General features: G+C 55.1%; 20 protein-coding genes, 3 tRNA genes, 1 other RNA gene and 1 pseudogene. 10 read left to right on the top strand and 15 right to left on the bottom strand.

All coding sequences use genetic code 11. The features are described from left to right. Positions 1 to 5: 5 nt before the first annotated feature. From SIB41_RS07385 to SIB41_RS07375, 3 genes are all read right to left on the bottom strand, one after another. Entirely contained in the window at positions 6 to 608 is a 603-nt protein-coding gene (locus SIB41_RS07385) for an ATP-dependent Clp protease proteolytic subunit (protein WP_011826624.1), read from the bottom strand. A 91-nt stretch (positions 609 to 699) separates the two neighbouring features. After that, positions 700 to 1,371, bottom strand: coding sequence for an ATP-dependent Clp protease proteolytic subunit (locus SIB41_RS07380; protein WP_063403393.1), 672 nt, complete (start codon positions 1,369 to 1,371; stop codon positions 700 to 702). 30 nt (positions 1,372 to 1,401) lie between these two features. Further along, positions 1,402 to 2,571, bottom strand: a complete 1,170-nt coding sequence (locus tag SIB41_RS07375) for a PIN/TRAM domain-containing protein (RefSeq protein ID WP_413357902.1) — start codon at positions 2,569 to 2,571, stop codon at positions 1,402 to 1,404. 49 nt (positions 2,572 to 2,620) lie between these two features. Here SIB41_RS07375 and hemW point away from each other — a divergent pair. Next, a pseudogene (gene hemW, locus SIB41_RS07370) lies at positions 2,621 to 3,733 on the top strand (radical SAM family heme chaperone HemW); the annotation flags it as partial. A gap of 73 nt (positions 3,734 to 3,806) precedes the next feature. On the opposite strand, the gene panB reads toward hemW, so the two are convergent. Continuing rightward, a complete protein-coding gene (panB, locus tag SIB41_RS07365) occupies positions 3,807 to 4,625 on the bottom strand; it encodes a 3-methyl-2-oxobutanoate hydroxymethyltransferase (RefSeq protein ID WP_413357900.1) in 819 nt (272 codons plus the stop codon). A 43-nt stretch (positions 4,626 to 4,668) separates the two neighbouring features. On the opposite strand from panB, the gene ffs reads away from it, so the two are divergent. Next, positions 4,669 to 4,765: signal recognition particle sRNA small type (ffs, locus tag SIB41_RS07360), an RNA gene on the top strand. Between the two features lie 14 nt (positions 4,766 to 4,779). Here ffs and ftsZ read toward each other — a convergent pair. The 6 genes from ftsZ to SIB41_RS07330 all read right to left on the bottom strand — a co-directional run bounded on the left by ftsZ (position 4,780) and on the right by SIB41_RS07330 (position 10,264). After that, a complete protein-coding gene (gene ftsZ / locus SIB41_RS07355) occupies positions 4,780 to 5,883 on the bottom strand; it encodes a cell division protein FtsZ (protein ID WP_413357898.1) in 1,104 nt (367 codons plus the stop codon). A gap of 194 nt (positions 5,884 to 6,077) precedes the next feature. After that, the gene (locus SIB41_RS07350; protein ID WP_413357896.1) at positions 6,078 to 6,887 is read right to left on the bottom strand and encodes a cell division protein FtsQ/DivIB; all 810 of its coding nucleotides are present in this window, start codon (positions 6,885 to 6,887) and stop codon (positions 6,078 to 6,080) included. Further along, on the bottom strand, positions 6,884 to 7,294 hold the full coding sequence (locus tag SIB41_RS07345; RefSeq protein WP_063419611.1) for a hypothetical protein: 411 nt from the start codon (positions 7,292 to 7,294) through the stop codon (positions 6,884 to 6,886). The genes SIB41_RS07350 and SIB41_RS07345 overlap by 4 nt, the downstream gene beginning before the upstream one ends. A 48-nt stretch (positions 7,295 to 7,342) precedes the next feature. Next, entirely contained in the window at positions 7,343 to 8,404 is a 1,062-nt protein-coding gene (locus SIB41_RS07340; RefSeq protein WP_413357895.1) for a D-alanine--D-alanine ligase family protein, read from the bottom strand. 40 nt (positions 8,405 to 8,444) lie between these two features. Then, positions 8,445 to 9,887 carry a tRNA (N6-isopentenyl adenosine(37)-C2)-methylthiotransferase MiaB gene (gene miaB / locus SIB41_RS07335; RefSeq protein WP_413361462.1) on the bottom strand — a complete coding sequence of 481 codons (1,443 nt, stop codon included), beginning with the start codon at positions 9,885 to 9,887 and terminating at the stop codon, positions 8,445 to 8,447. Positions 9,888 to 10,191: 304 nt separating this feature from the next. Further along, a tRNA-His gene (locus tag SIB41_RS07330) sits at positions 10,192 to 10,264 on the bottom strand. A 39-nt stretch (positions 10,265 to 10,303) separates the two neighbouring features. On the opposite strand from SIB41_RS07330, the gene SIB41_RS07325 reads away from it, so the two are divergent. The 3 genes from SIB41_RS07325 (at position 10,304) to SIB41_RS07315 (ending at position 13,825) form a co-directional block, all read left to right on the top strand. Continuing rightward, a complete protein-coding gene (locus SIB41_RS07325; protein ID WP_063403386.1) occupies positions 10,304 to 10,738 on the top strand; it encodes a DUF4359 domain-containing protein in 435 nt (144 codons plus the stop codon). Beyond that, positions 10,735 to 11,988 (top strand): amidohydrolase family protein, encoded by a 1,254-nt coding sequence (locus SIB41_RS07320; RefSeq protein WP_413357893.1) that lies wholly within the window; start codon positions 10,735 to 10,737, stop codon positions 11,986 to 11,988. Before SIB41_RS07325 ends, SIB41_RS07320 begins: the two co-directional genes overlap by 4 nt. A 496-nt stretch (positions 11,989 to 12,484) precedes the next feature. Continuing rightward, entirely contained in the window at positions 12,485 to 13,825 is a 1,341-nt protein-coding gene (locus SIB41_RS07315) for an FAD-binding oxidoreductase (RefSeq protein WP_413357891.1), read from the top strand. Between the two features lie 11 nt (positions 13,826 to 13,836). Here the strand turns inward: SIB41_RS07315 and SIB41_RS07310 are convergent, their stop codons facing one another. The 5 genes from SIB41_RS07310 to murA form a co-directional block, all read right to left on the bottom strand. Further along, positions 13,837 to 14,376, bottom strand: a complete 540-nt coding sequence (locus tag SIB41_RS07310; protein ID WP_413357889.1) for a pentapeptide repeat-containing protein — start codon at positions 14,374 to 14,376, stop codon at positions 13,837 to 13,839. A 21-nt stretch (positions 14,377 to 14,397) separates the two neighbouring features. Then, complete coding sequence (locus SIB41_RS07305; RefSeq protein ID WP_413357887.1) at positions 14,398 to 15,639, bottom strand: bifunctional folylpolyglutamate synthase/dihydrofolate synthase; 1,242 nt, start codon at positions 15,637 to 15,639, stop codon at positions 14,398 to 14,400. Then, on the bottom strand, positions 15,640 to 16,821 hold the full coding sequence (locus SIB41_RS07300) for an aspartate aminotransferase family protein (RefSeq protein WP_413361460.1): 1,182 nt from the start codon (positions 16,819 to 16,821) through the stop codon (positions 15,640 to 15,642). It abuts the gene before it with no gap. 8 nt (positions 16,822 to 16,829) lie between these two features. Further along, positions 16,830 to 16,911 (bottom strand) — tRNA-Leu (locus SIB41_RS07295). Positions 16,912 to 16,934: 23 nt separating this feature from the next. Beyond that, entirely contained in the window at positions 16,935 to 18,239 is a 1,305-nt protein-coding gene (gene murA / locus SIB41_RS07290; RefSeq protein ID WP_413357885.1) for a UDP-N-acetylglucosamine 1-carboxyvinyltransferase, read from the bottom strand. 158 nt (positions 18,240 to 18,397) lie between these two features. Here murA and SIB41_RS07285 point away from each other — a divergent pair. The 5 genes from SIB41_RS07285 (at position 18,398) to trpC (ending at position 22,069) form a co-directional block, all read left to right on the top strand. Beyond that, positions 18,398 to 18,481, top strand: a tRNA-Leu gene (locus SIB41_RS07285). Between the two features lie 36 nt (positions 18,482 to 18,517). Next, entirely contained in the window at positions 18,518 to 18,766 is a 249-nt protein-coding gene (locus SIB41_RS07280) for a hypothetical protein (RefSeq protein ID WP_413357883.1), read from the top strand. Between the two features lie 31 nt (positions 18,767 to 18,797). Further along, the gene (locus tag SIB41_RS07275) at positions 18,798 to 19,625 is read left to right on the top strand and encodes a TrmH family RNA methyltransferase (protein WP_413357881.1); all 828 of its coding nucleotides are present in this window, start codon (positions 18,798 to 18,800) and stop codon (positions 19,623 to 19,625) included. Between the two features lie 5 nt (positions 19,626 to 19,630). Continuing rightward, a complete protein-coding gene (gene lpdA, locus SIB41_RS07270; RefSeq protein ID WP_413357879.1) occupies positions 19,631 to 21,100 on the top strand; it encodes a dihydrolipoyl dehydrogenase in 1,470 nt (489 codons plus the stop codon). 63 nt (positions 21,101 to 21,163) lie between these two features. Next, on the top strand, positions 21,164 to 22,069 hold the full coding sequence (gene trpC / locus SIB41_RS07265) for an indole-3-glycerol phosphate synthase TrpC (protein WP_413357877.1): 906 nt from the start codon (positions 21,164 to 21,166) through the stop codon (positions 22,067 to 22,069). Positions 22,070 to 22,461 lie beyond the last annotated feature (392 nt).

Below are 22,461 nucleotides of genomic sequence, written 5' to 3'. Positions count from 1 at the left end.
ACGCATCAGGCTTCGTTCGGGTGGGCAATCACACGATCGATGAGGCCATAGTCTTTGGCCTCGGCTGCACTTAAGAAGTAGTCGCGGTCGGTGTCTTTTTCGATTTTTTCAAAGGTTTGACCTGTCAGCTCTGCCATGGAGTGGTTGAGCATGTCTTTGATGCGCAGGATTTCACGCGCTTCGATTTCGATATCGCTGGCTTGTCGTTGGTTGGTTCCACCCAGCGGTTGGTGGATCATGATTCGGCTGTGGGGCAAGGCGAGTCTTTTCCCTTTGGTTCCTGCAGTGAGAAGGAAGGCGCCCATCGAAGCTGCTAAGCCCACGCAGATTGTTACGACATCACTTTTGACGTATTTCATCGTGTCGTAGATCGCCAGGCCAGCAGTGACTGATCCACCTGGGGAGTTGATGTACAGATAGATCGGTTTTGTGCTGTCTTCCGAATCGAGGTAGAGCATCTGGGCTACCAAGCTGTTGGCAACACCATCACTGACTTCTTGGCCAAGGAACAGGATCCTTTCCACCCCCAGGCGGGTATAGATGTCGACCCAGCGCTCCATCTGGCTGCCGGGAAGACGGTAGGGAACGCTTGGGGTACCGATCGGCATGGTGAAAAAAGAAAGGAGGAAATCAGAACTGGATTAGGAATGATCTGAGATAGAGCCTGGAAGGGTTGAGTCCAGGGTTGCAGTGGATCGATCAGTTCAGTGTCTCTGAACTGGGTAACTCTTTACGGCTGCTGAGAATCCGATCGATGATGCCGTATTCGACAGCGTCCCCAGGGGTGAGATAACTCATCCGATCAGAATCCTTTGATAACTGCTCAATGCTGCGGCCTGTATTGCTGGCAAGAATTTTGAGCATGGCTTGCTTGTTATGCAGCACTTCCTTGGCACGGATCTGAATGTCGGTGGCTTGACCTTGGGCACCACTGCGAGGTTGGTGCAGCACGATTGAGGCGTGGGGAAGGGCAGCCCTGTGGCCTTTGGTGCCTGCCGAGAGAATCACCGCTGCCGTGCCCATTGCTTGGCCGATGCAGATGGTGTGGACAGGGGGTTTGACGTAACGCAGGGTGTCACAGATCGCAAAAGCTTCGGTTTCAAAGCCGACGGCATCACCCGTATACCAGCTGGTACCAGTGGAGTTGATATAGAAGTAGATGGGTTTTTCTGGGTTGTCGAACTCCAGATAGAGAAGTTGGGCAATGATCAGTTCGGTCACATCCATGCCCAGCTGCCGCTTGGCATCGTCGTCGGAGAACAGGGGCAGTCCGAGGTAGACAATGCGTTCCTTGAGAAGTAGCGATGGCAAATCCGGAGGCGGTGTACGCATCACGGTTGATTCGCCGTAGTAGGGAGCGGACACCGTCATCTGCAGCACATCTTTGGCGGAGTTTGGAGACTAGCGAGGGTTAGCCGGTGGGCGCTCGCTGGTCTTACTTGATTTGCGGGTTGGCTGATTTTTCTCGAAGCGACCGAAGACCATCCTGCCGGTAGGGGTTTGCAGCGCTCCAGTGACAACAACGGGTAGCCGCTGTCCAATGGCCTCTCTGGCGCCCTCAACCACCACCATCGTGCCGTCTTCTAGATAGCCCACCCCCTGGTTGTCTTCCTTGCCCTGTTTGACGATCTTGAGTTTGAGCTCGTCGCCGGGTTGTACTTCAGCTCGCAGGGCGATCACAATTTCGCTGAGGTTGATGGCTTTGAGGTCTTTGACCTTGGCGATTTGGGCGAGGTTGTAATCGGCAGTGACCAACATCCCGCCTGTATCGGCGGTGAGTTTGAGCAGTCGCTCGTCAGTGCCCGATCCCTCGTATCGGGTGCTGTTTAAAACCAGCCGTCTGCCATAGGTTTCGCGTAATTCAGTGAGCAACTTCAAACCGCGCCGACCTTTGGCTCGTTTTTCGGCATTGCTTGAATCGGCCAGCTGTTGAAGTTCATCAATCACGGTTTGGGCCACGATTGCCTGACCTTCCAGCAGTCCGCAGGCCAGTAGTCCATGAATGCGGCCATCGATGATCACGCTGGTGTCGAGAATCTTTGCAGTGGCAGGTGTTAGAACCCCATCGGCGACCAGTAACGCCTCGGTGCTGTTGGGATTGAACAGGCGTAGCAGGGTGCGGCCGTGGACCTCCGCCAGGTTGTATCCAAGGACCCCAAAGAACACATTGCTCAGTACTGCGGCCAGAGGCTTCACCAACACCACCTCAAATGGGAGGGGCAAAAGCAGGATTGGTGCCAGCAGCAAATTGGCAACCAGTAGGCCAAGAATGAGGCCTACGGCTCGACTGACCAAGAGGTCGGTGGGCATGGTGCGAACCTGCTGCATCAGCCTTTGCCGCAGTCGCTGGAAGAAGAATCCAGCCAAAAGTCCAAAGCCGGCGCTCAACCCACTCAGGACCAACCTCAGCCGATCGATGTTGATCGTTTGCTCCAGAAGCCGTTCGGGCAACAGCTCAACTCCAAGCCAGCCAGTGGCCGCGCCAGAGATCAGAAACAGCACCAGGATGAGCAGGTCAACCATGGGGTCAGATCGTGTCTGCTCGCTCCAGATGCAGGCAGCATGCATCATCCTCTGGAGCTTGGCCCGGGCAGATGTCCGCACCTTTGCGGATTGATTGATGAGAGACGGTCTTGCTGTGTTGCCACCTCGTAGTGCCTATCTGCACATTCCTTTCTGCCATCGGCGTTGCTTTTATTGCGATTTTGCTGTCGTGCCTCTTGGCGATCATGCCAATGGGGCTAAGGGCTCTGGCAGCGCCTCGATTCAGTCTTATCTGCAGCTATTGCAACGGGAGATTGCGCTTGTTAAGCCTGGACCAACGCTGGCCACGGTTTACATCGGCGGTGGAACACCATCTCTGCTCAGCTCAGCTCAGATTGGTGCCCTGTTGGATCAGCTACGGCAACGGTTTGGCATTCAGCTTGGTGCAGAAATCACACTGGAAATGGATCCAGCTAGTTTCGATCAGGCTTACCTAGAGGCCGTGCTAGCGGCTGGTGTCAACAGGGTGAGCTTGGGGGGGCAGAGTTTCGATGATGCCGTGCTCGAGACGCTTGGACGCCGTCATCGTCGCCACCACTTACTGGAGGCTTGCGGATGGTTGCATCAGGCTCATCAGTGCGGAGAGCTGAAAAGTTGGAGTTTGGATCTCATCCAGAACCTGCCAGGACAGGAGTTGGTGGCATGGAAGCAACAGCTTGTTGAGGCCATTGATACTGGTTCACCTCATCTTTCGATTTACGAGTTATCTGTTGAACCAGGCACGGTATTTGCTTGGCGTCAGCGGCGGGGGGAGTTGGATTTGCCCGATGATGATTTAGCAGCTGAGCAGATGCAGACCACCAGTGTCTTGCTTCGTCAAGCAGGATTTGGCCGCTATGAAATCTCCAATTACGCCTTACCAGGGCACGCCTCACGCCACAACCGCGTGTATTGGAGTGGGGCAGGGTGGTGGGGTTTTGGTCAGGGTGCGACCAGTGCGCCCTGGGGCGAGAGGTTGGCTCGTCCGCGTACAAGGGATGGTTACTACAACTGGATTGAGGTTCAGGAGGCAGAAGGGCTGGATTCCTCTCTAGTTGCGGCTCAGGCAAGACCATTACCTCTGGATGAACAGTTGTTGGTGGGTTTGCGTTGCCGTGAGGGAGTTGATCTTGAGGCCCTCAGTAGGGCTTGGGGCTGGACTCATGAGCAGTGCAACGCTCTATTGCCTTCGTTGCAGGTGCGCTGGCAGGCGGCGTTGGATCGGGGCTGGTTAGAGCTGCATGGAAGACGGTGGCAGCTCAGTGACCCCGAGGGGATGGCCATCAGCAATCAGGTTCTGGTGGAGATGTTGTTGTGGTGGCAGTCTCTGCCTGCTGATGCAGTTGCTTCACCCAACCTTGAAGGGCTTCTACGCAAAGCTGGCGACCTTGGATCAATGGCGGACTGAAGGGGGGTTGGCTGGGAGTCAGTCCCAACAGGTCAGCGGTGACCCTTATCTGTCCATCGCAATCTTCGCCAGCGCCGATACCGATTACGGGGATGGTGAGTTGTTGACTCAGGCATCGAGCGATGGAACTCGGTACATGTTCGACCACCAGGGCGAAACAGCCCGCTTGCTCAAGTTGTTTTGCTTGTTGCAGCATTTGCGCTTGGCTGCGAGGGTCCTCCGCCTGACGGCGGTAGCCGAGCTGATGTACTGCTTGTGGAGTGAGGCCCAAATGCCCCATGACTGGGATCCCCATCCGCACCAGACGCTCAATGACTGCGAGGACCTCTGGCTCTGCTCCTTCTAGCTTCACTGCGGCTGCACAGGAGTGCTTGAGCAGGCTTCCAGCTGCAGCTACAGCCTTGTCTTCTCCGCATTGGTAGCTCAGGAATGGGAGGTCGCAGACGACGAGGGGCTGTTGTTGCAGAGGGCGAGTGAAACCCCGACCCACCGCTTGGGTGTGGTGGAGCATCTGCTCCACTGTCACAGGCAGGGTGGTTGCATGGCACAGTGCCACCATCGCTAGCGAGTCTCCTACGAGAACCACATCGGCTCCAGCGGCCTCAACCAAGGCCGCGCTTATGCCATCCCAGGCTGTGAGGATGCTGATCACTCGCCCATCCTGCTTGAGTTGAGTTAATTCGCTGGGGCGCATCTGCTTCTCCAGGCCCTCGAGGGTCCATTGCTAGCATCGTGTTGACTCGGACCCATGCGGCCGCGACGCCTAAATCTGGTCAGGACCGGAAGGGAGCAGCCACACGGGATGCTCGTGACAGGCGTGGACTCCGGGTCACCCTCATGGACGAAGGTTAGATCTCGTTATCGTTGCGAGGTTGACGCTTACGCAGGAATTCGGGAATTCGTGCGCCTGATTCGTTGGCTTCAGGCTGGCTATAGATCGATTGAGACGCAATCTTGTTGATTGAGCGTTCGCTCCGGTAAGGCTGGTTGCCTTCAAAGCCTGTGGCGATAACGGTGACGTGAACTTCACCTTCGAGTTTTTCGTCCACCACAGCCCCAACAATGATGTTGGCTTCTGGATCGACCACGTCGTAGATCACTTCCGATGCGGAGGTCATGTCCTCAAGGGTCATGTCGCGACCGCCGCTGATGTTGATGACGCAACCTTTGGCTCCGTCGATGCGGGCCGCTTCCAGTAGCGGACTACTGATGGCAGCCTGGGCTGCTTCTATCGCCCTGGAACGTCCTGAACCTTCACCAATCCCCAGCAGGGCCGTGCCGGCTTCGGTCATCACCGAACGCACGTCGGCGAAGTCCACATTGACAAGGCCAGGGCAGGTGATGATGTCACTGATGCCTTTAACACCCATACGCAGGATGTCATCTGCACTTCGGAAGGCTTCTTGAAGCGGAGCTTCGGAGATGACGTCTTTAATGCGGTCGTTGGGGATCACAATCAAGGTGTCCACATGATCGGCCAGGCGGCTAATGCCTTCAGCGGCCTGTCGCATGCGACGACGTCCCTCAAAGCTAAAGGGTTTGGTGACGATGCCCACAGTGAGTGCGCCGCTTTCCTTGGCAACTTCGGCAACCACTGGAGCGGCCCCAGTGCCGGTCCCGCCACCCATGCCAACGGCGATGAAGACGAGATCGACTCCTTGCAGAGCTTGTTGCAGTTCTGCTCGAGATTCCTCCGCCGCCTTCTGACCGATGCTGGGATTACCTCCAGCTCCTAACCCTCTCGTAAGGGTCTGACCCAGCTGCACGCGGTTACTGGCTGCAGACTGAAGCAGGGCCTGAGCGTCCGTATTCATGACCCGATAGTTCACACCATCGAGGTCACTGAGAATCATGCGGTTGACGGCATTGCTGCCGCCTCCGCCGACGCCAATTACTTCAATGCGAGCTGATTGGCTGGGAAGGATCCCTGCGGTCTCCATGGAGGTGGACATGGACATGTTTTTGATCGCCATCTCCATTGTCGATGTCGAATCATTGAGGTGTTGATGCATTATGTCCCTGTTGGAGCTTTTCGCTGAAAGTTTCAACACAGTTGATTTTTTGCGCCATCTCTGCAAAGGACATTTGGCGATTTCAGCTCATCTGGCATTTCTTTTGCTTGGCATGCCTTGCAAGACGATTGACCTCACTTAGAAGGTTGAGGCATTTGCAGTTCCGGTTTGGAGGGATCGCTCATGTCGATGGTTGTGCCTGGTTTATGGCGAAAACTTGACGGCAGGGTTTTGCTCAATTGGGCCACAGTTTCTAGTTGCTCCTTCAGCAGGGTGCTATTGCTGCCTAGCTGGATCAGGCCAAGGGTCTTGGTTTGCAGGCTGAGCTCTCCATTAGGAGCCACGAGGATTCGCTCTAGGGGGCTGCCAAGCTGATTTCGTTGCTCCAGTACCTGGGAAATGGCTTGCCGTTTGCTGGCCGTCCAGCCTTCCACAGTCAAGTTTGTAGAGGGACGCTCGCCTTGTTTTGCCACGTTGAGTGGTATCCACATCGCAGTGCTGTCGACCATGCCCTGCTCTTGGCCATAGGCGCGTTTTCGTAGTGCATAAGCAACTGGTTTTCGTTCTTGAAGAGCCACATCGATTCCTGGAGGGAGTAGGCGCCTTTGCACGACGACCGAGTTGAGCGGCAGTTTGCGCAGCAGGGTCTGCTCTAGTTCTTTGGGGTTGAAACCAAGAAGTGGCTGGGGGAAGTGGAGCTCACCGGCCTTGATCACGGTGTTTGTTTGGATGTTGCGGCTGCCTTGCACATGGATTTGCTTCGCGTTGTTGAGGCTCCATCCTTGGCTGAGTAGTACCCATCCCAGGCCTGCGGCAATAGAGATGAATGTCAACATTCGCCAGAGGTAGATCAGTTGCTCTCGGCGGCGTTGTTGGCGCAACCGGCGCCGCCTCTCTACCCCTGGGCCGTTTGCAGGCCGTCGATCAGGGGTGGCTGATCTCACAGGTCACAGCGTGCCCGGGCCATCAGCTGATCCAGCCAACGGCGAGCCTGTTCTGCATCGGCAAAGGGCACATCCATTTCTTGGCCATTGCCGATTAGCCGAAGTCGACAACGGCCCTGAGATTCTTGGGTGAGAGGGGCTTCCCCTGAGGTAAGGGCCATCAGTTCCAGCATCTCCAATTTGGTGACTTCAAAGTTGCCCTGCTCTTGAAAACGGCCTGCTTCAAAGCTGCTCCAGCTGAGCATGCCTTGTTTCAGTCGAGCAGCTCCTGAGCCGTCAAGTTTGGATAGCTCAGAGTCCTCAGCCCAGACGCGGAAGAGGTTTTGCCGCCGCCTCTCTAGCCACCCGAGAGCAGTGAGAAGCACAAATACCAGGAGCAGGGGGAACCAGAGCAGACCGTGAATCATTGGCAGGTCAAAGATGGAAGTCCGGAATGCCATCAAGTTGGAACTTGTTTATTCTCCCGCTGTGATCACAAGTTGGCTCACGAGCTCTTCGAGCGTTACACCAGAAGCCTCCCAGAGCATTGGATACATGCTCTGAGATGTGAAGCCTGGCAGGGTGTTGATCTCATTGAGCCAAATTTCATTGCGTGCAGCGTTGTAAAAAAAGTCGACCCTGGCCATGCCATGGGCGGCTACGCAGCGACAGGCTTGTAACGCCAGTGTGCGGATTTGTGCTTCAACTCCCTCTGGTAGAGCCGCTGGAATGAGCGTATGGCTGCAATTTTCGCTGTATTTGGTGTCGTAGTCGTACCAGTCCGCATCAAAGCAAATCTCCCCTACGACAGAGGTTTGCAGCTCACGTTTGCCTAGCACAGCGCATTCAAGCTCTCTTGCGCTCACTCCCTGCTCCACCACAATGCGCCGATCAAGGCTGGCAGCTTTGTCGAGACCGATAAGCAGCTCGTTGCGGTTTTGAGCTTTGCTGATACCGACTGAAGAACCCAGGTTGGCGGGTTTGACAAAACATGGGTATTTGAGTTTGGCCTCCAAGTGTTTGGCGACGCCTTGACGCGATTCAGTTTCGATGAGATCTGCGGCATCAACGGCGACGTAAGGCACCTGGGGTAACCCTGCTGCAGCGAAGGCGGCTTTCATGGCCAACTTGTCCATGCTGAGGGCAGAGCCGAGTACGCCTGAACCCACAAAAGGTTTTCCCATCAGGGTGAACAGGCCTTGCACGGTGCCGTCTTCGCCATTGGGACCATGCAGAACGGGATACCAGACCTGTACCCTTTCGCTCCCATCAGGCAGTTTGGTAAAGCCCTGCGGGGCAAGGGGCGTCGACAGTTGTTCCGGTTTGGCGGGATGACCTTGCTTCAGCACTGCTTCAGCCACGCATGCTGGCCACCAGCGGCCTTGTTGGTCGATGTAAATCGCAATGACCTCGAAGCGATTGTTGTTCACTTCGCTGCGTAGGGCACCGACCACTGTGATGGCTGATCGGATTGAAACGGCATGTTCCTCGGACGCGCCGCCGAACACCACGCCTACACAGGTGCGGGAGGAAGGCATGGAGATCCTGCAAGGCCTTGGTTGTTAGCGACCAAAGGTATCAGTGCCGACTTCTGGTTTGCTCACAAGGGGTTCCGCTCAGGGAGAAAGCACGCACACTATTGATCTGAATGTCGACGAGATCGCCTGGGCTATAGCGGCAACCTTGGGGGCCTTCGGCCGCAAAGAATGTGAGCCGGTTGGTGCGGGTGCGTCCCATCAGCTGTTGTGGTTTTTTGGGATTGACCCCTTCGGCTAGCACCTGCTCTACCTTGCCGGAGTAGCGGCTATTGCGCTGCAGGGCTACGCGTTCAACCAGCGCATTGAGTTGCCTGAGTCGCTCAACTTTCACCGCTTCGGGGAGTTGGTTGCTCCAGGTGGCTGCAGGCGTATTTGGACGGGGGGAGTAAGCCGCGGTGTTTACCTGGTCGAAACCCATTTCCTCGACGAGGTTCAAGGTGTTTTGGAACTGGGCGTCGGTTTCGCCTGGGAAGGCCACGATCACATCAGTACTGATAGCGGCATCGGGCATAAGCTCCCGGATTCTGTTCACGATGCGTCGATAACGCTCCACTGTGTAACCCCTAGCCATGGCCTTAAGCACATCGTTATCACCGCTTTGGAAAGGGATGTGGAAGTGTTCGCACACTTTGGGTAGATCAAAGCAAGCTTCGATCAATCGTTCCGTGAAGTAGCGCGGATGGCTTGTCGCAAAGCGGATGCGCTCGATTCCTTCCACGTCATGAATGTGATGGAGAAGATCGGTGAGTGTGTTTTGGCGGCGGCCTTCAGGGGTGATCCCGGGCAGATCGCGTCCATAAGCATCAATGTTCTGGCCAAGCAATGTGATCTCCCGAAATCCACGGGCGGCTAGGCCCTCGATCTCCAGTCGGATCGCCTCTGGCGATCTTGATTGCTCCTTCCCCCGAACGGAGGGCACCACGCAATAGGTACAACGCTCGTTACAGCCGTAAATCACATTGACCCAGGCGCAGATTGTGCTGTCCCGTCGAGCTGTGGTGAGGTCCTCGAGAATGTGGTTGTCATCTGTGGCGACAACCTGCTGACCATTGTCCACCTGTGTGAGTAGGGCTTCAAGGCGGTTGGCGTGTTGGGGCCCCATCACAAGGTCGAGTTCAGGGATTCGTCGCAGTAGCGCTTCTCCTTCCTGTTGTGCTACGCAACCGGCAACGACCAGCTTCAGATGGGGGTGTGTTCGTTTGCGGCGGGCCTGGCGTCCTAGGTAGCTATAAACCTTCTGCTCGGCGTTATCGCGAATTGTGCAGGTGTTATAGAGCACGAGATCAGCTTCTAGTTCTGCTGGCGCCTCGTGGTATCCCATCGCCTCAAGAATTCCGGCCATGCGCTCTGAATCGGCCTTGTTCATCTGGCAACCGAAGGTTTGAATCCAGAAACTGCCTTGATGCTGTGCGGTTGTTGCCGGATTACTAGCGAGGGCGGAGGTGGCGACCAAGGCAAGAGGCGAAGCGAACGATCGAAACAATCTCATCAACTCCTTCAGTGTGTCGAGCCCTGATGGATTGTGTTGATTTGGAGATGAGGTCGTGAGCGCTATTTATTTACTTGAGTTGCTCAGCCGTTGGAGTGTCTTCAGCATTGCTGGGAGATGCTTTTTGCCACTCGTATTCAGCTTGATTTGGCTGGCATTGATGATCAGCTGGCCTTCTTTTAGCAGTGAAGGGCGGCGATCACACCGCTTAGCAGGCTTCGAAGAGCTTCTAGGCGTTGCAGTTGGGGCTTGCTCGTTGTGGAGGCTTTGACTCTTGTGAAGCCATGGAAAAGTTGAGGGCGAGCGAGGGGATTCGAACCCCCGAATAGCGGCGCCACAAGCCGCTGCCTTAACCACTTGGCGACGCCCGCCGCGTCGGTAAGAATTTACCAATTCGCCTTGAAGCCATCCTGCAGAACCCATTTGATCAACGTTGCTGGCCATCCGGACCATGGCTGGCTGGTGTTTTAGTCCTTGCAGGTTGTGGTGCGGTGTTGGTTTGGACCAACCCTTCCATGGAGGATTACAGCGATTATGCAGGTGATCAGTTGGTGGAACTTGCGACTGAGGAGTTATGTGAGCAGAAGGGGCTGCCGATGGTGTTGAGGCTTTGGATTAGAAATTGTCCAGAGCTGATCGCAGCGCAACAGCCGGTGCTGGCATCCGTTGCAGGAGAGTTCACCACAAGACTCAATTTTGGTTTGGGCAGTCTTTACACGACCAAGTTGGATGGTCGGAATTTGCTCCCGAAGATGCGTCTGCCCTCCTATACCGTGAGAACTATTGCGGGCGCTGGGCGTTTCCTGACCATTCAGACTCGGACGGATCCGGGCAATGTGGAGTGAGCCAGGAGCGCAAGGGATGCCTAGAGGCTTGGGTGCCGCGTGTTTTGTTGACACGGGAAGTGGATGTCTTATCAGCACGGGTCACCGCTGAGGGTCTATGTCCTCTGCGCATTTGTTGGCAGGACGGGCGCCTTTGCTCTTTTGAGCTGATTGATGCTGATGTTTTTTCGCCGAAGCGGCTGCTTTTGCCGAGGTTGGCAGAGCCCCATGCTCACCTCGACAAGGCATTCACCTGGCTTGAGTTTCCCAACCTGCAGGGCACCTATGGCGGTGCCATGGTTGCGAACTTTAAGGAGCGTCAAACCCGCACGTTGATTGGGGTGAGGCAGCGTGCTGAGAGATCTCTCAAGCTTGCGTTGAGACATGGCTTGAGAGCCATGCGCAGTCATGTCGACAGCCTTGGTCCAGCTACCGATAGCAGCTGGGAGGCTTTGCTGGATCTACAGCGTCAGTGGCAAGAGTGGATGGAGTTGCAATGGGTCGCTCTGGTGCCGATTGAGCACTGGAGCACCCGCGAAGGCGATCAGCTAGCGGGTCGGGTCGCAGGGGTAGGAGGTCTGCTGGGTGGTGTGGTTGTGCCCCCTTTTGATCCGGGGAAGACGCGAGATTCATTGCGGCAGATGCTGCAACTTGCCGATCGCTTGGGCTGTGGCATTGACCTTCACATTGATGAGTCGCAAAGCCATCCTGCGGCTGGCTTAAAGCAACTGCTGCTGGTGCTTGATCGCATGTCAATCACAGTGCCGATCACTTGTAGTCATGCCAGCAGCATGGGGTTGTTGCCGCCGGGAGCAGTGCGTCGTTTGGCTGATCGGATGGCGCATCATCGACTCAATGTGGTGTCTCTGCCGCTGACCAATGGCTGGTTGTTGTCGAAGCAACCTCGTCGTACTCCTGTGGAGCGACCTCTGGCACCCATCCATCAACTCCAGCTGGCAGGGGTAACGGTGGCTGTGGGAGGCGACAACGTTCAAGATCCCTGGTTCCCGGTTGGCAACTTTGACCCTTTGGCATTGATGGCTTTTTCGTTGCCTTTGGCTCATCTGGCACCTTGGCAGCGCTTAGGGCTGGCTCCTTTCACAACAGCGGCGGCCAGGGTGATGAACCTATCTTGGGAGGGAACATTGCAGCCAGGCAGCCCAGCCAACCTGCTGCTTTTGGAGGCTGGCAGCTGGGCTGAGGCCCTAGCTGTTCCACCCCGCCGCCAGGTGATTGTTGATGGAAACTGGCTGCAAGACCAAGGCCAATAAGCGTCTTTCCTCAATCAAGAAGGAGCAGGTGATTTATTGTTTGAATGTTGAAGTCTTTTGGATTGCTATTTAACATTAGTGTTTTTTGATCCTTGGCTTGAGCGATGGAAGGATTAATTAAGAGATATTTATTTGCAACACTGAAGGGAGCATGGCTTCGTGGTAATGGCGGAATTCAAGGTGTTAAACCTTTTTGAAAGAGAAGATTTTGCTCTATAAGTTGTGAGCCTTTAAAGGCTGATGGGCTTTAACGGAGAAACTGGTATTGATTGTGGAACTTGCACATGTAACTATAGTTCTACGGGTAGAGATATTGTTTAGATCTAGTCACTAGTAGTGGCTTTCGAGATTTAGGTAGGGGCTAGTTGTCTTATATTTTTAAAGTTGAATGAGCTGCTAGGTCTAGAGATTTAGCCCCTTAGGAGGCTTGCTTGGTTGATTAACGTTTGCTCTGTCGATGGATTACCGCTATCAATTTGTCTTAGCGGTTTGGCCGATGACCAGCACCAGACTCCTTGCCGATTGTTATGCCGAGCTGACGGCCGTTGCTGATTTGGAGCTCATTGATGCGCCGGTTGAGTTGAAGCGCTTTTCAAGGGATGCCTATGACTTCTCTCCTGTATTGCGTGAGCAGCTGGAGGGCTGTTGCGCCGATGTTGTTGTCCGCCCCCATACCGTGGCGGCGGTGGCTGTTGTGGCTGGTGCTTGCACGAGGCATGGCATCCCTTTAACCCTGCGAGGTTCAGGAACAGGGAACTACGGCCAGTGCGTTCCTCTCCAGGCGGGGGTGGTCATGCTGATGGGCGCACTTTCTAAGGTTCGGCATCTCGATCCCGACACGGGAGTAGTGACGGTGGAGTCGGGCTGTTTGCTGCGGGATCTAGATCAACATCTTTCTCGCCATGGTCGGCAGCTGCGTTTGCTGCCATCTAGCTGGCGAAGTGCTTCGGTGGGTGGATTCGTGGCTGGCGGCTCGGGCGGGATTGGTTCTGTGCGCTGGGGTTTCTTGCGGGATCCAGGCCATCTGTTGGCTTTGGAGGTCGTGACCGCTGAGGATTCGCCCCAACAGTTGCAGTTGGATGCGACTGGATCGGAGGCCCTCAATCATGCTTACGGCAGCAATGGCATCATCACGGCCTTGAGCTTGGCTACCGCTCCGGCTGTGCCCTGGCAGGAAGTGATGATTGATTGTGAGGATTGGTCAGAGGCCGTGGCCCTTGCTCTCCGCTGTGCTCGTGCAGCGGTTGATCTGCATGTCTGTAGCTTGCATGAGCGACCAATCGTCGATCATCTGCCTCACTGGTGTGGTGCTTCTAATGGTCAGCATCGCCTGCTGCTACTCGTCGCTCCCGATGGTGTTAGCACCCTGAAGCGTCTTGCAGCAGCGGCAGGAGCGCATTGCAAGGTATGGGGGCCAGAAGCTGATCGGGGTGGCACAGGGTTGCGTGAGCTCACCTGGAACCACACCACGATGCACATGCGTGCTGTCGATCCCGACTGGACCTACTTGCAGATGCTTTTGCCACAGCCTGAGTTGGCTGCGATGCAGGTTCTCAAGCAGCAATGGGGAGATGATCTTCTTTGGCATCTGGAGGCGGTGCGCCAGCAGGGTGTTCAACGCCTGGCGGCGTTACCCATCGTCCGCTGGCGCGGCCGGCAGTTGTTGGAGCAGCTGATGAATGATTGCCGGCAGCTTGGGGCTGTTGTGTTCAACCCGCATGTGATCACTGTTGAGGATGGCGGGCTTGGGGTTGTTGATGCCGATCAGGTGGCGGCCAAGCGTCGTTATGACCCCAAGGGCGTGCTCAATCCAGGCAAGCTGAGGGGCTACTTGTAACAGCCATTCGTTCAGCAATTCAAGCTCTCGAAGGTTGCGATGCCGGTGATCTCGTTGATGCCGTCGGCATCAAGGCAAAGGCGGCGCTGGTCATCAAGATCGAGTAGCGCATCGCTGAAGTCGGCACCATCAATCTGCGCTCCTGCGAAGCTGCTGCCGGAGGCAATCACGCCGTTGAGGATGGCATTGCGCAAATCCGTATCGACGAAGTCGACACGATCCATCAGTGCATCAGAGAGGTCAGCGCCGCTGAAGTTTGATTGGGTAAAGGTTCCTTGGGTGAGGATCGCGCCACGCAGATTGCTGTTGCTGAAGTCGGCAGCTCGCGCAACGGCACCAGCGAAGGATGAGTTGGAGAGGTCTTGTGCGTGGAAGTCTTTCCCGTTTTGGTTGGTGAGGGTGTAGTCCAGTCGTTCTTGGAATAGAGCCCGATCCTGTAGCCCAACCCCTGAACTGGTGTCGAGAGCCTGCGCAGGGATAGCGATCAGCAGGCAAAGCATCCAGCCCAGAAACGTCATCAGGCTTTGACGTTGCGACAACGAGCTCGGCATCGGCTTTACAGCAGCATCCTTTCACTCTGCCTTGATGGTTTGCTTTGCGAGAAGATCACCTAATAAATAGAGGGAACCAGCTACAACTGGAGGTGGATTTGGCCATCGATTCTGTTTGAGCAGGATGGAGAAGACCTGTTCAACATTGTCAGCAGATTGGAGTTGGCTTGATAGGTCCGGGCATTGTGCTGCGAGTTGGTGCTGCGTCCAGCTGCAGTGTTCCGGCACCGGCACGATCCAAGCCAGATCGCTTGGCTTGAGTAAATGGCGAAGCATGGCTGGTGCTTGCTTGTGGGCCTGTAGACCAAGCACCCAGCAAACCCCAAACTCTTGATTGCTCCACTGCTGCCGCTCTTGGGCCAACCGTTCGGCTGCTGGTGAGTTATGGGCACCATCAATGAGCACTGGTTGGCTTTGCCAGTGAACGGTCTGCAGCCGTGCAGGCCAGTAGGCCTGGGCTAGCCCTGTGCGAATGACGTCTTGATTGAGTCGCCAGCCAAGTGGGGCCAGGGATTCCAGAGCACCCTTGGCTACCGCCGCGTTCTGCCTTTGCAAGACTCCTGGTAGTCCCAAGTCCCAGTGTTCTGGGAGGGGTGAAACCCATTGCAAGCGGGCCTGTTGATGTTTTGCCTTGTCTTCAAGAATGCTCGCCACTTCAGCTTGTTGGCGAGCACTGATGACAGCAGCCCCAGGACTGATGACGGCGCTTTTTTCTGCTGTTATCTCTTCCAGGCTGTAACCAAGGTGTTCGCAGTGGTCGAGGCCGATGTTGGCCATGGCAATGATTGGTCTGTATGGATGAGCTGTGGTGGCATCGAGGCGTCCTCCGAGGCCCACCTCAAGCACAAGCAGCTCTACCTCGCGGGATCTGAAGTGATCAAAAGCCGTGGCCATCAACAGCTCGAAGGGGGTGAGTCGGTGAGTTTGGGCAAGGGGTTGAAGGGCGGTGAGTCGTTGGCGTAGCTCAACGATTGAGATCAGCTCACCATCGCTGCTGATTCGTTCACACCAGCTCACGAGGTGAGGTGAGGTGGTCAGACCCACGCGAATGCCAGCGGCCTTAAGGCTGCTGGCAATGAAGCTGGCGATGGATCCTTTGCCATTGGTCCCTACAACCTGAATGGCTGGAATAGAGGCACAGGGGTTTCCCATGGCCTGCAGTGCTTGTTGCATGCGCTCAAGGCCAAGATCCATCCCCCGCTGATCAAAACGAGGGATTAGATCGCTTAAATCTTCCCTGCTTGGACTTGTGGGTTTGTCCACTTAGCGGAAGTGCGCCAGGGTGGCCTCCAGACGTTGGAGCAGTTGGCGGATTTCGTTTGGTTTAATCACCAGCGGCGGCACCATCCGCACAACCTTTGGGCCTGCTGCTATCACCAGTAGCTTTTCTTCAAGGGCGGCTTGGGCGACATTTGGGGCTGTGAATGTGCTTTCGTCTTGGAGCACCAATCCCTGCAGTAGCCCCCAGCCTCTTACCCCTTTGAGTTGCCTCGGGAAACGTTGCACTAGGTCAGTGAGGCCTTCGCGAAGCTGTGCGCCTCGTTGCTGGACCTTTGAGATCAAACCCCGTCGTTCGATCTCCTTGGCAACTGTGAGAGCTGCCTTGCAGGCAAAGGGATTGCCGCCAAAAGTACTGGCGTGGTCACCTGGTTCGAAAAGATCAGCGTGATGTTTGACAAGCAACGCTCCGATGGCATGGCCTCCCCCGAGTCCTTTGGCCAAGGTGAAGGCATCTGGTTCGACCCCAAGCTGCTGATACCCCCACCAGTGACCACAACGGCCCATCCCGACCTGAACTTCATCAAAGATCAGCAGGATCTGATGCTGGCTACAGAGTTCTCTAAGGCGCCGGAAGAAGCTTGCTTCGCCTGGATTGACACCACCCTCACCTTGCAGTGGTTCGATCAGTACGGCGGCAACAGAGGGCCCCTGAGCTTCGAGGCGATTTAGCTGCTGCTCGAAGGCTTGGAGGTCATTGAACGGGAAAAATTCAAAGCCCTCAACCATGGGTTCGAAACCTTTGTGGTAGTTGGGCTGACCTGTGGCACTTATGGCGGCAAGTGTGCGGCCGTGGAAACTGGAATTGGCGGTGAGAATGATTGGCCGATCAATGCCGCGACGGCGATGCCCGTGTTTGCGAGCCAGCTTGATGGCGGCTTCGTTGGCTTCTGCACCGGAATTGCAGAAGAACACGCTGTCTGCACAGCTGTTCTCTACTAACCAATGGGCAAGAGCCTCTTGTTCAGGAATCCGATACAGATTGGAAACATGCTGAAGTTGTTTCAGCTGCTGGCCAAGAGAGCGGCGCAGGGCTCGGTCACTGTGACCGAGGGAGCAGGTCGCGATACCGGCAACAGCGTCAAGGTATTGACGACCATTGTCATCCCATACCCAGCATCCTTTCCCGCGTAACAGAGTGACGGGAAAGCGTTTGTAGGTGCCCATCACAGCAGTGGGAGCGGTGGGACTTGAACCCACATGCCCGAAGGCGCTGGATTTTGAATCCAGTGCGTCTACCAATTCCGCCACGCTCCCGTGGAGGTGATGTTATGCCAGGGTCATCCTGAGGGCTGATGCCGAAGGATATGGGCTCCAGATGCATTCAATTTGGTTTCAATCCCGTCATAACCGCGATCGAGGTGGTTGAGGCCATCAACTTGACTGATGCCGCGTGCGGCAAGACCTGCTAACACGAGCGCCGCTGCGGCTCTTAAGTCGTTACCACTGACTGGTGCAGCACTGAGCTGGGGGATGCCTTCGACCACAGCCGTGTTTCCTTGAAGACGAATCGAAGCGCCCATTCGTTGCAGCTCAGCGACATGCTGCATGCGGTTTTCGTAGATCTTTTCTGTCACCACGCTTGTGCCTTTGGCTGTGGTTAACAGGGCCATAAAGGGGGCCTGCAAGTCCGTTGGGAAACCTGGGAAAGGTTGGGTGATGATGTCAACGCCATGAAGATCTCCAGGGATCAGCGTGATTCCTTGCTTGTCAATCTCAAGGGTGCAGCCGCAATCTCTCAGTTTCTGGAGCACGGCATTGAGATGCTCAGGGATGACTGGAGAGACTCGAACAATCGAGCGGGTGATTGCCGCTGCGATCAGGAAGGTCCCTGCTTCAATGCGATCAGGGATCACCGAATAGTTGCAGCTGTGTAAACGTTCAACGCCTTCGATGGTGATGATTGGACCACCAGCACCGCTTACACGAGCACCCATGGCATTGAGCATTTTGGCCAGGTCTTGAACCTCAGGTTCCTGGGCAGCGTTTTCGATGGTGCTAGTGCCTTCCGCTAACACAGCTGCCATGAGAATGGTCTCGGTTGCACCGACACTTGGGCAGTCGAGCACGATTGCAGCCCCTTTCAGTCGCCGTGATGTTCCTGGTACTGAAGCTGTGACAACGCCATGCTCAACTTTCACTATGGCACCGAGAGCTTTAAGCCCTCTGATGTGCTCAACAACAGGCCGGGCTCCGATGCGGCAACCACCCGGCAGGGGGACTTTGGCGTGACCGAGTCGTCCTAGCAGTGGGCCAATGCAGAAAAAGCTAGCTCTAAGGCCATTGACTAGATCGTAGGGAGGTTCGGCGTGATGAAGGTCATCAGCCTGCAGCCAAACGGTCTCCTGACTCCGTTTTACACGTACCCCCAAGGAGGCGAGGATGTCTGCCATCCCCTGTATATCTGTGAGCTGGGGGACATTGTGCAGCTCAAGAGGGCCTTCGCTGAGAAGGGCTGAGGTCATCAGCACGAGGGCAGAATTCTTGGCTCCGCTGACTTTCAGCTCTCTGGAAAGAGTATGTCCGCCTTGAATCTCCAGATGCGGCTTGAGAATCTCTTGAGATATGGATAACGCTGCGGGCATGTCCCGTTAATTATTCTTGAACGAAGACATATTGACAATTACACTTGAGACAGTCTAGACGTCCAGACCTCAAACTGGTTCAAAACTGCCGCGTTGAGATAAAGCTGGCAGTCAGTCGATGTCTTATCGTCATCATGTCGCTTTCGCGACGCACGCAAGCGGATGTGGCGGAATTGGTAGACGCGCTAGTTTCAGGTACTAGTACTAGTAATAGTGTGGGAGTTCAAGTCTCCCCATCCGCATTATCTTGAATGAGTAATCGACCTCAAGCTGCATCCATGATTGTACTCAAGATTACCAATGCTTCGGAGTTGGTGGCTGCAAAAGTAGGTCGCTTCCTTGAGCGTCTCACTCCTGATGATTTAGACAGTTTCACTGTGGAAGATCAAGTCATCAAAAAGATGATTGAAAGTCTTGCTGCTGAAGGCTTAAAGGGTGAAATCGCAGCAGTGAATGGTCTTGATATTGATGGTGAACAGATTGTTTTGAATGAAGGATTGAAGGTGCGTCAGCAAGCAACATTCTGAGGTTCTGTAGATCGGAGTTCATGCCTCGCTATTGATTTCAAGTCGCCGCAATCCTCTGGTGCGGAGATTGAAATTCCTCGCTAGCAGCGAAGGCCGTCAAGAGCAGGCTTTGCTGCTGCTTGAGGGAACCCATCTGCTTCAGGAAGTGTTGCGAACCACACACCGTCCTAAAGAGATTGTGGCGACCAACTTTTGGCTGGAGCGTCATGGGGATCTTGTGCAGGCTTTGCCTGCAGAAACCTTGATTCATCAGGTCACCCCAAGTGTTTTGGAGGCTTCGTTGACGACAGTCAGCCCAGATGGTGTCGCCAGCCTTGTGCCCCTTGATTCTCTTCCGCAGGCTGTTAATCAAGCCAAGTTTGTGTTGGCTTTGGATCGACTGCAGGATCCTGGCAACCTTGGCACCTTGCTGCGAACAGCCTTGGCGGCAGAGGTGGAGGCGGTTTGGCTTGCGTCCGGGGCGGATCCCCTTAGCCCAAAAGTGCTGAGGGCTTCGGCGGGGGCCATCCTGCAGTTGCCCTATCAGCGCTTCGGGTCATCAGGGCAGGAGGCCGTGGAGCAGTTGGCTGAGCAGCTTGAATGTGCTGCTAGTCGCGGTTTACAGGTCGTGGCCACCATGGTGCCGGGCTCTTCTGCAGCCCATTCTTGTTTGCCTTATTGGCAGCTGGACTGGAGAAAACCGACTGTGTTGGTGCTAGGCAATGAGGGATCCGGCCTGCATCCGCGTCTGCAGGCGTGTTGTACTGATTGCGTCACCTTGCCGCATAGCGCAGCAGTTGAGTCGCTCAACGTGGCTGCGGTGGCGGTGCCAATATTGCTTGAGCGGCGACGAGCCACAATGACCTTCTCCACGCAGTAGTTCGGGTGAGCGAAGCCAGTTTCGACTTCGATGTGATCGTGATCGGTGCGGGTTATGGCGGTTTTGATGCCGCCAAGCATGCCGCTGATGATGGCCTCAATGTGGCGATTGTGGAATCAGGTGAGATGGGCGGCACTTGCGTGAATCGAGGCTGTGTGCCCTCTAAGGCATTGCTTGCTGCCAGTGGAAGGGTGCGTGAGCTGGCTGATGCTGAACATCTATCTGGTTTCGGGATCCATGCTGCACCGGTGCGTTTTGAACGCCAGAAGATTGCTGACCATGCCAACCAGTTGGTGGCCACGATTCGTAGCAACCTCACCAAAACGCTGCAGCGGGCTGGTGTCACGATCCTGCGTGGCCATGGACGATTGGAGGGAAGCCAGCGAATTGGCTTGAGAGAGAAAAGTGGAGTGGATCGGCTGCTCACTGCTAGGGATGTGATCCTTGCCACAGGCTCTGATCCATTTGTGCCCCCTGGGATTGAAACCGATGGACGCACGGTTTTTACCAGTGATGAAGCCGTGAACTTGGAATGGCTGCCGCGTTGGATTGCAATTATCGGCAGTGGTTATATCGGCCTTGAATTTGCCGATGTTTATACGGCTCTCGGCTGTGAAGTCACGATGATTGAGGCGTTGGATCGGGTCATGCCAACCTTTGATCCAGACATCACCAAGATGGCAGCTCGGCATTTGATTGAAGGACGTGACATCGATGCACGTGCTGGTGTGCTGGCTAGCAAGGTGATCCCTGGCTGCCCGGTAAGGATCGAACTGGCGGAGATGAAAAGCCGTGAGCTGGTGGATAGCTTGGAGGTGGATGCGGTGCTCGTCGCTACTGGTCGGGTGCCAAGTAGCAAGGGGCTCAATCTTGAGTCGGTTGGTGTGGAGACCAATCGCGGCTTTGTGCCGATTGACGACAGCATGAGGGTATTGGTCAACGGAAAGCCGCTGCCTCATCTTTGGGCCGTCGGTGATGTCACTGGCAAGCTGATGTTGGCCCATACAGCAGCAGCACAGGGCACGCTGGCTGTTGACAACATTCAGGGCCACTCCCGCACGATTGATTACCGCAGCATTCCAGCGGCGACCTTCACTCATCCGGAGATCAGTTCAGTGGGGTTGAGTGAAGCTGATGCCAAAGATCTTGCCGCCAAGGATGGGTTTGAGTTGGGGAGTGTGCGCAGCTATTTCAAGGCCAATTCCAAAGCACTAGCAGAGTTGGAGAGTGATGGATTGATGAAGTTGTTGTTCCGCAAAGACAATGGTGAAGTTCTTGGTGCTCATATCTATGGATTGCACGCCGCCGATTTGATCCAGGAGGTAGCCAATGCGGTGGCACGACGTCAGAGCGTTGCTCAATTGGCCACGGAAGTGCATACCCATCCCACCCTGAGTGAAGTGGTGGAAGTGGCCTATAAACAGGCGGCCAAACAGCTGGCTAAGGCGGTTGTTGCATCGGCCAGTGCTTCCTAGGCCGCTGTTCTTCAAGCAGGTCTTAGCCCTGCGGTTCACTGTTTTTAATTGCACTATCACCCGATGGAGATCCGCAGACGTCCGCCCAATCCAAGCGTCAAGGTGGCGCATTTGCAGTACGCCATTCCCCACGCCGATGCTGAGCCGCGCCACATTCTTGAGAAGATTGTTTGGGAGAAGGACCGTGAAGTTGAGACGGCAAGACAGCGCGTACCTCTAGAGACGCTTAAATCTCAGATCGCAGACTTGCCCATCCCTCGAGATTTCATTGCTGCCTTGCGTCAAGCTTCGCTGGCTCCGGCAGTGATTGCTGAAGTGAAGAAGGCCAGCCCAAGTCAAGGTGTGATCCGTGCGGACTTTGACCCTGTTTTGATCGCCAATGCCTATGCGGAAGGTGGTGCGAGTTGCTTGTCTGTGCTGACCGATAAGAGCTTTTTCCAGGGTGGATTTGAGGTGCTTGTTGAGGTGCGCCAGACGGTTGAACTGCCACTGCTATGTAAGGACTTCATCCTGACGCCATATCAGCTTTATCAGGCGCGTGCTGCAGGTGCAGATGCTGCCTTGTTGATTGTGGCGATCCTCTCTGATCAGGATCTGACGTATTTGAGCAAGGTGGCCAACAGTCTTGGACTCACTGTCTTAGTGGAAGTGCATGATGCTGAGGAACTTGAACGGGTTCTCAACCTTGGTGGTTTCTCACTAATTGGCATCAATAATCGTGATCTCACCACCTTTGAGACAGACCTTGAAACCACTGAAACATTGAGCAAGCAATTCGCTACTCGATTGCAGCAGCAGGGTGTCCTGTTGGTGAGTGAATCGGGCTTGTTTAACCGCGCTGATTTGGACAGGGTTCAGGCAGTAGGCGCTGAAGCTGTGTTGGTAGGAGAAGCCCTGATGCGTCAGTCGGATGTTTGTGCTGGCTTACAGCAGCTGATGATTGGAGACGAAGGAACGAGCAACAGCTGATCACTTTTTTTCTCTTTTGTTTGAGGAATCGTTGCGATGTATTGCCACACTAAGAGGTTGATCTGAGCTTGCTGTGAGTTAAGAATAAGCCGTTGCTCTTTGAGCTCAAGACGAGCTTGGTTGAGGTCTTGGTGAGTGTCTTTAAGGTCCTTGTTTTGGTTGGCGGTTTCTCGAGATCTTTCTCTGCTTCCTTGTTGCGTTAATTCTGTTTGTTTCTCATAGGTGTCATCCTTCTGTGTCTGATCTTCTAACTATTTCAGGCATTTTCCAGGGGGTGGTCCTGTTTTTTCGATTCAACAGCCTTGATGTGATGACGACACACATTGGCAATGCTCGATGTTCTTGAGTTGCCTTAGCTGATTGCCTCTTTACGTGCGGATCATGTTGAGAAA

Origin of the sequence: Prochlorococcus sp. MIT 1201, from assembly GCF_047303415.1 — a bacterium.
GTDB lineage: Bacteria > Cyanobacteriota > Cyanobacteriia > PCC-6307 > Cyanobiaceae > Prochlorococcus > Prochlorococcus marinus_D.
Note: the sequence above shows the minus strand (reverse complement) of the source record. Positions and strands in the feature narration are given on the sequence as shown.

What these genes read in the sequence shown, in the direction of transcription:
- panB (WP_413357900.1), bottom strand. Translation starts at nt 4,625, where the DNA reads ATGCGCCCCAGCGAATTAACTCAACTCAAGCAGGATGGGCGAGTGATC.
- SIB41_RS07300 (WP_413361460.1), bottom strand. Translation starts at nt 16,821, where the DNA reads ATGGGCACCTACAAACGCTTTCCCGTCACTCTGTTACGCGGGAAAGGA.
- SIB41_RS07340 (WP_413357895.1), bottom strand. Translation starts at nt 8,404, where the DNA reads ATGCCTTCCTCCCGCACCTGTGTAGGCGTGGTGTTCGGCGGCGCGTCC.
- SIB41_RS07280 (WP_413357883.1), top strand. Translation starts at nt 18,518, where the DNA reads ATGATTGTACTCAAGATTACCAATGCTTCGGAGTTGGTGGCTGCAAAA.
- trpC (WP_413357877.1), top strand. Translation starts at nt 21,164, where the DNA reads ATGGAGATCCGCAGACGTCCGCCCAATCCAAGCGTCAAGGTGGCGCAT.
- SIB41_RS07310 (WP_413357889.1), bottom strand. Translation starts at nt 14,376, where the DNA reads ATGCCGAGCTCGTTGTCGCAACGTCAAAGCCTGATGACGTTTCTGGGC.
- SIB41_RS07345 (WP_063419611.1), bottom strand. Translation starts at nt 7,294, where the DNA reads ATGATTCACGGTCTGCTCTGGTTCCCCCTGCTCCTGGTATTTGTGCTT.
- SIB41_RS07380 (WP_063403393.1), bottom strand. Translation starts at nt 1,371, where the DNA reads ATGACGGTGTCCGCTCCCTACTACGGCGAATCAACCGTGATGCGTACA.
- ftsZ (WP_413357898.1), bottom strand. Translation starts at nt 5,883, where the DNA reads ATGTCCACCTCCATGGAGACCGCAGGGATCCTTCCCAGCCAATCAGCT.
- SIB41_RS07315 (WP_413357891.1), top strand. Translation starts at nt 12,485, where the DNA reads ATGACCAGCACCAGACTCCTTGCCGATTGTTATGCCGAGCTGACGGCC.
- murA (WP_413357885.1), bottom strand. Translation starts at nt 18,239, where the DNA reads ATGCCCGCAGCGTTATCCATATCTCAAGAGATTCTCAAGCCGCATCTG.
- SIB41_RS07385 (WP_011826624.1), bottom strand. Translation starts at nt 608, where the DNA reads ATGCCGATCGGTACCCCAAGCGTTCCCTACCGTCTTCCCGGCAGCCAG.
- SIB41_RS07375 (WP_413357902.1), bottom strand. Translation starts at nt 2,571, where the DNA reads ATGATGCATGCTGCCTGCATCTGGAGCGAGCAGACACGATCTGACCCC.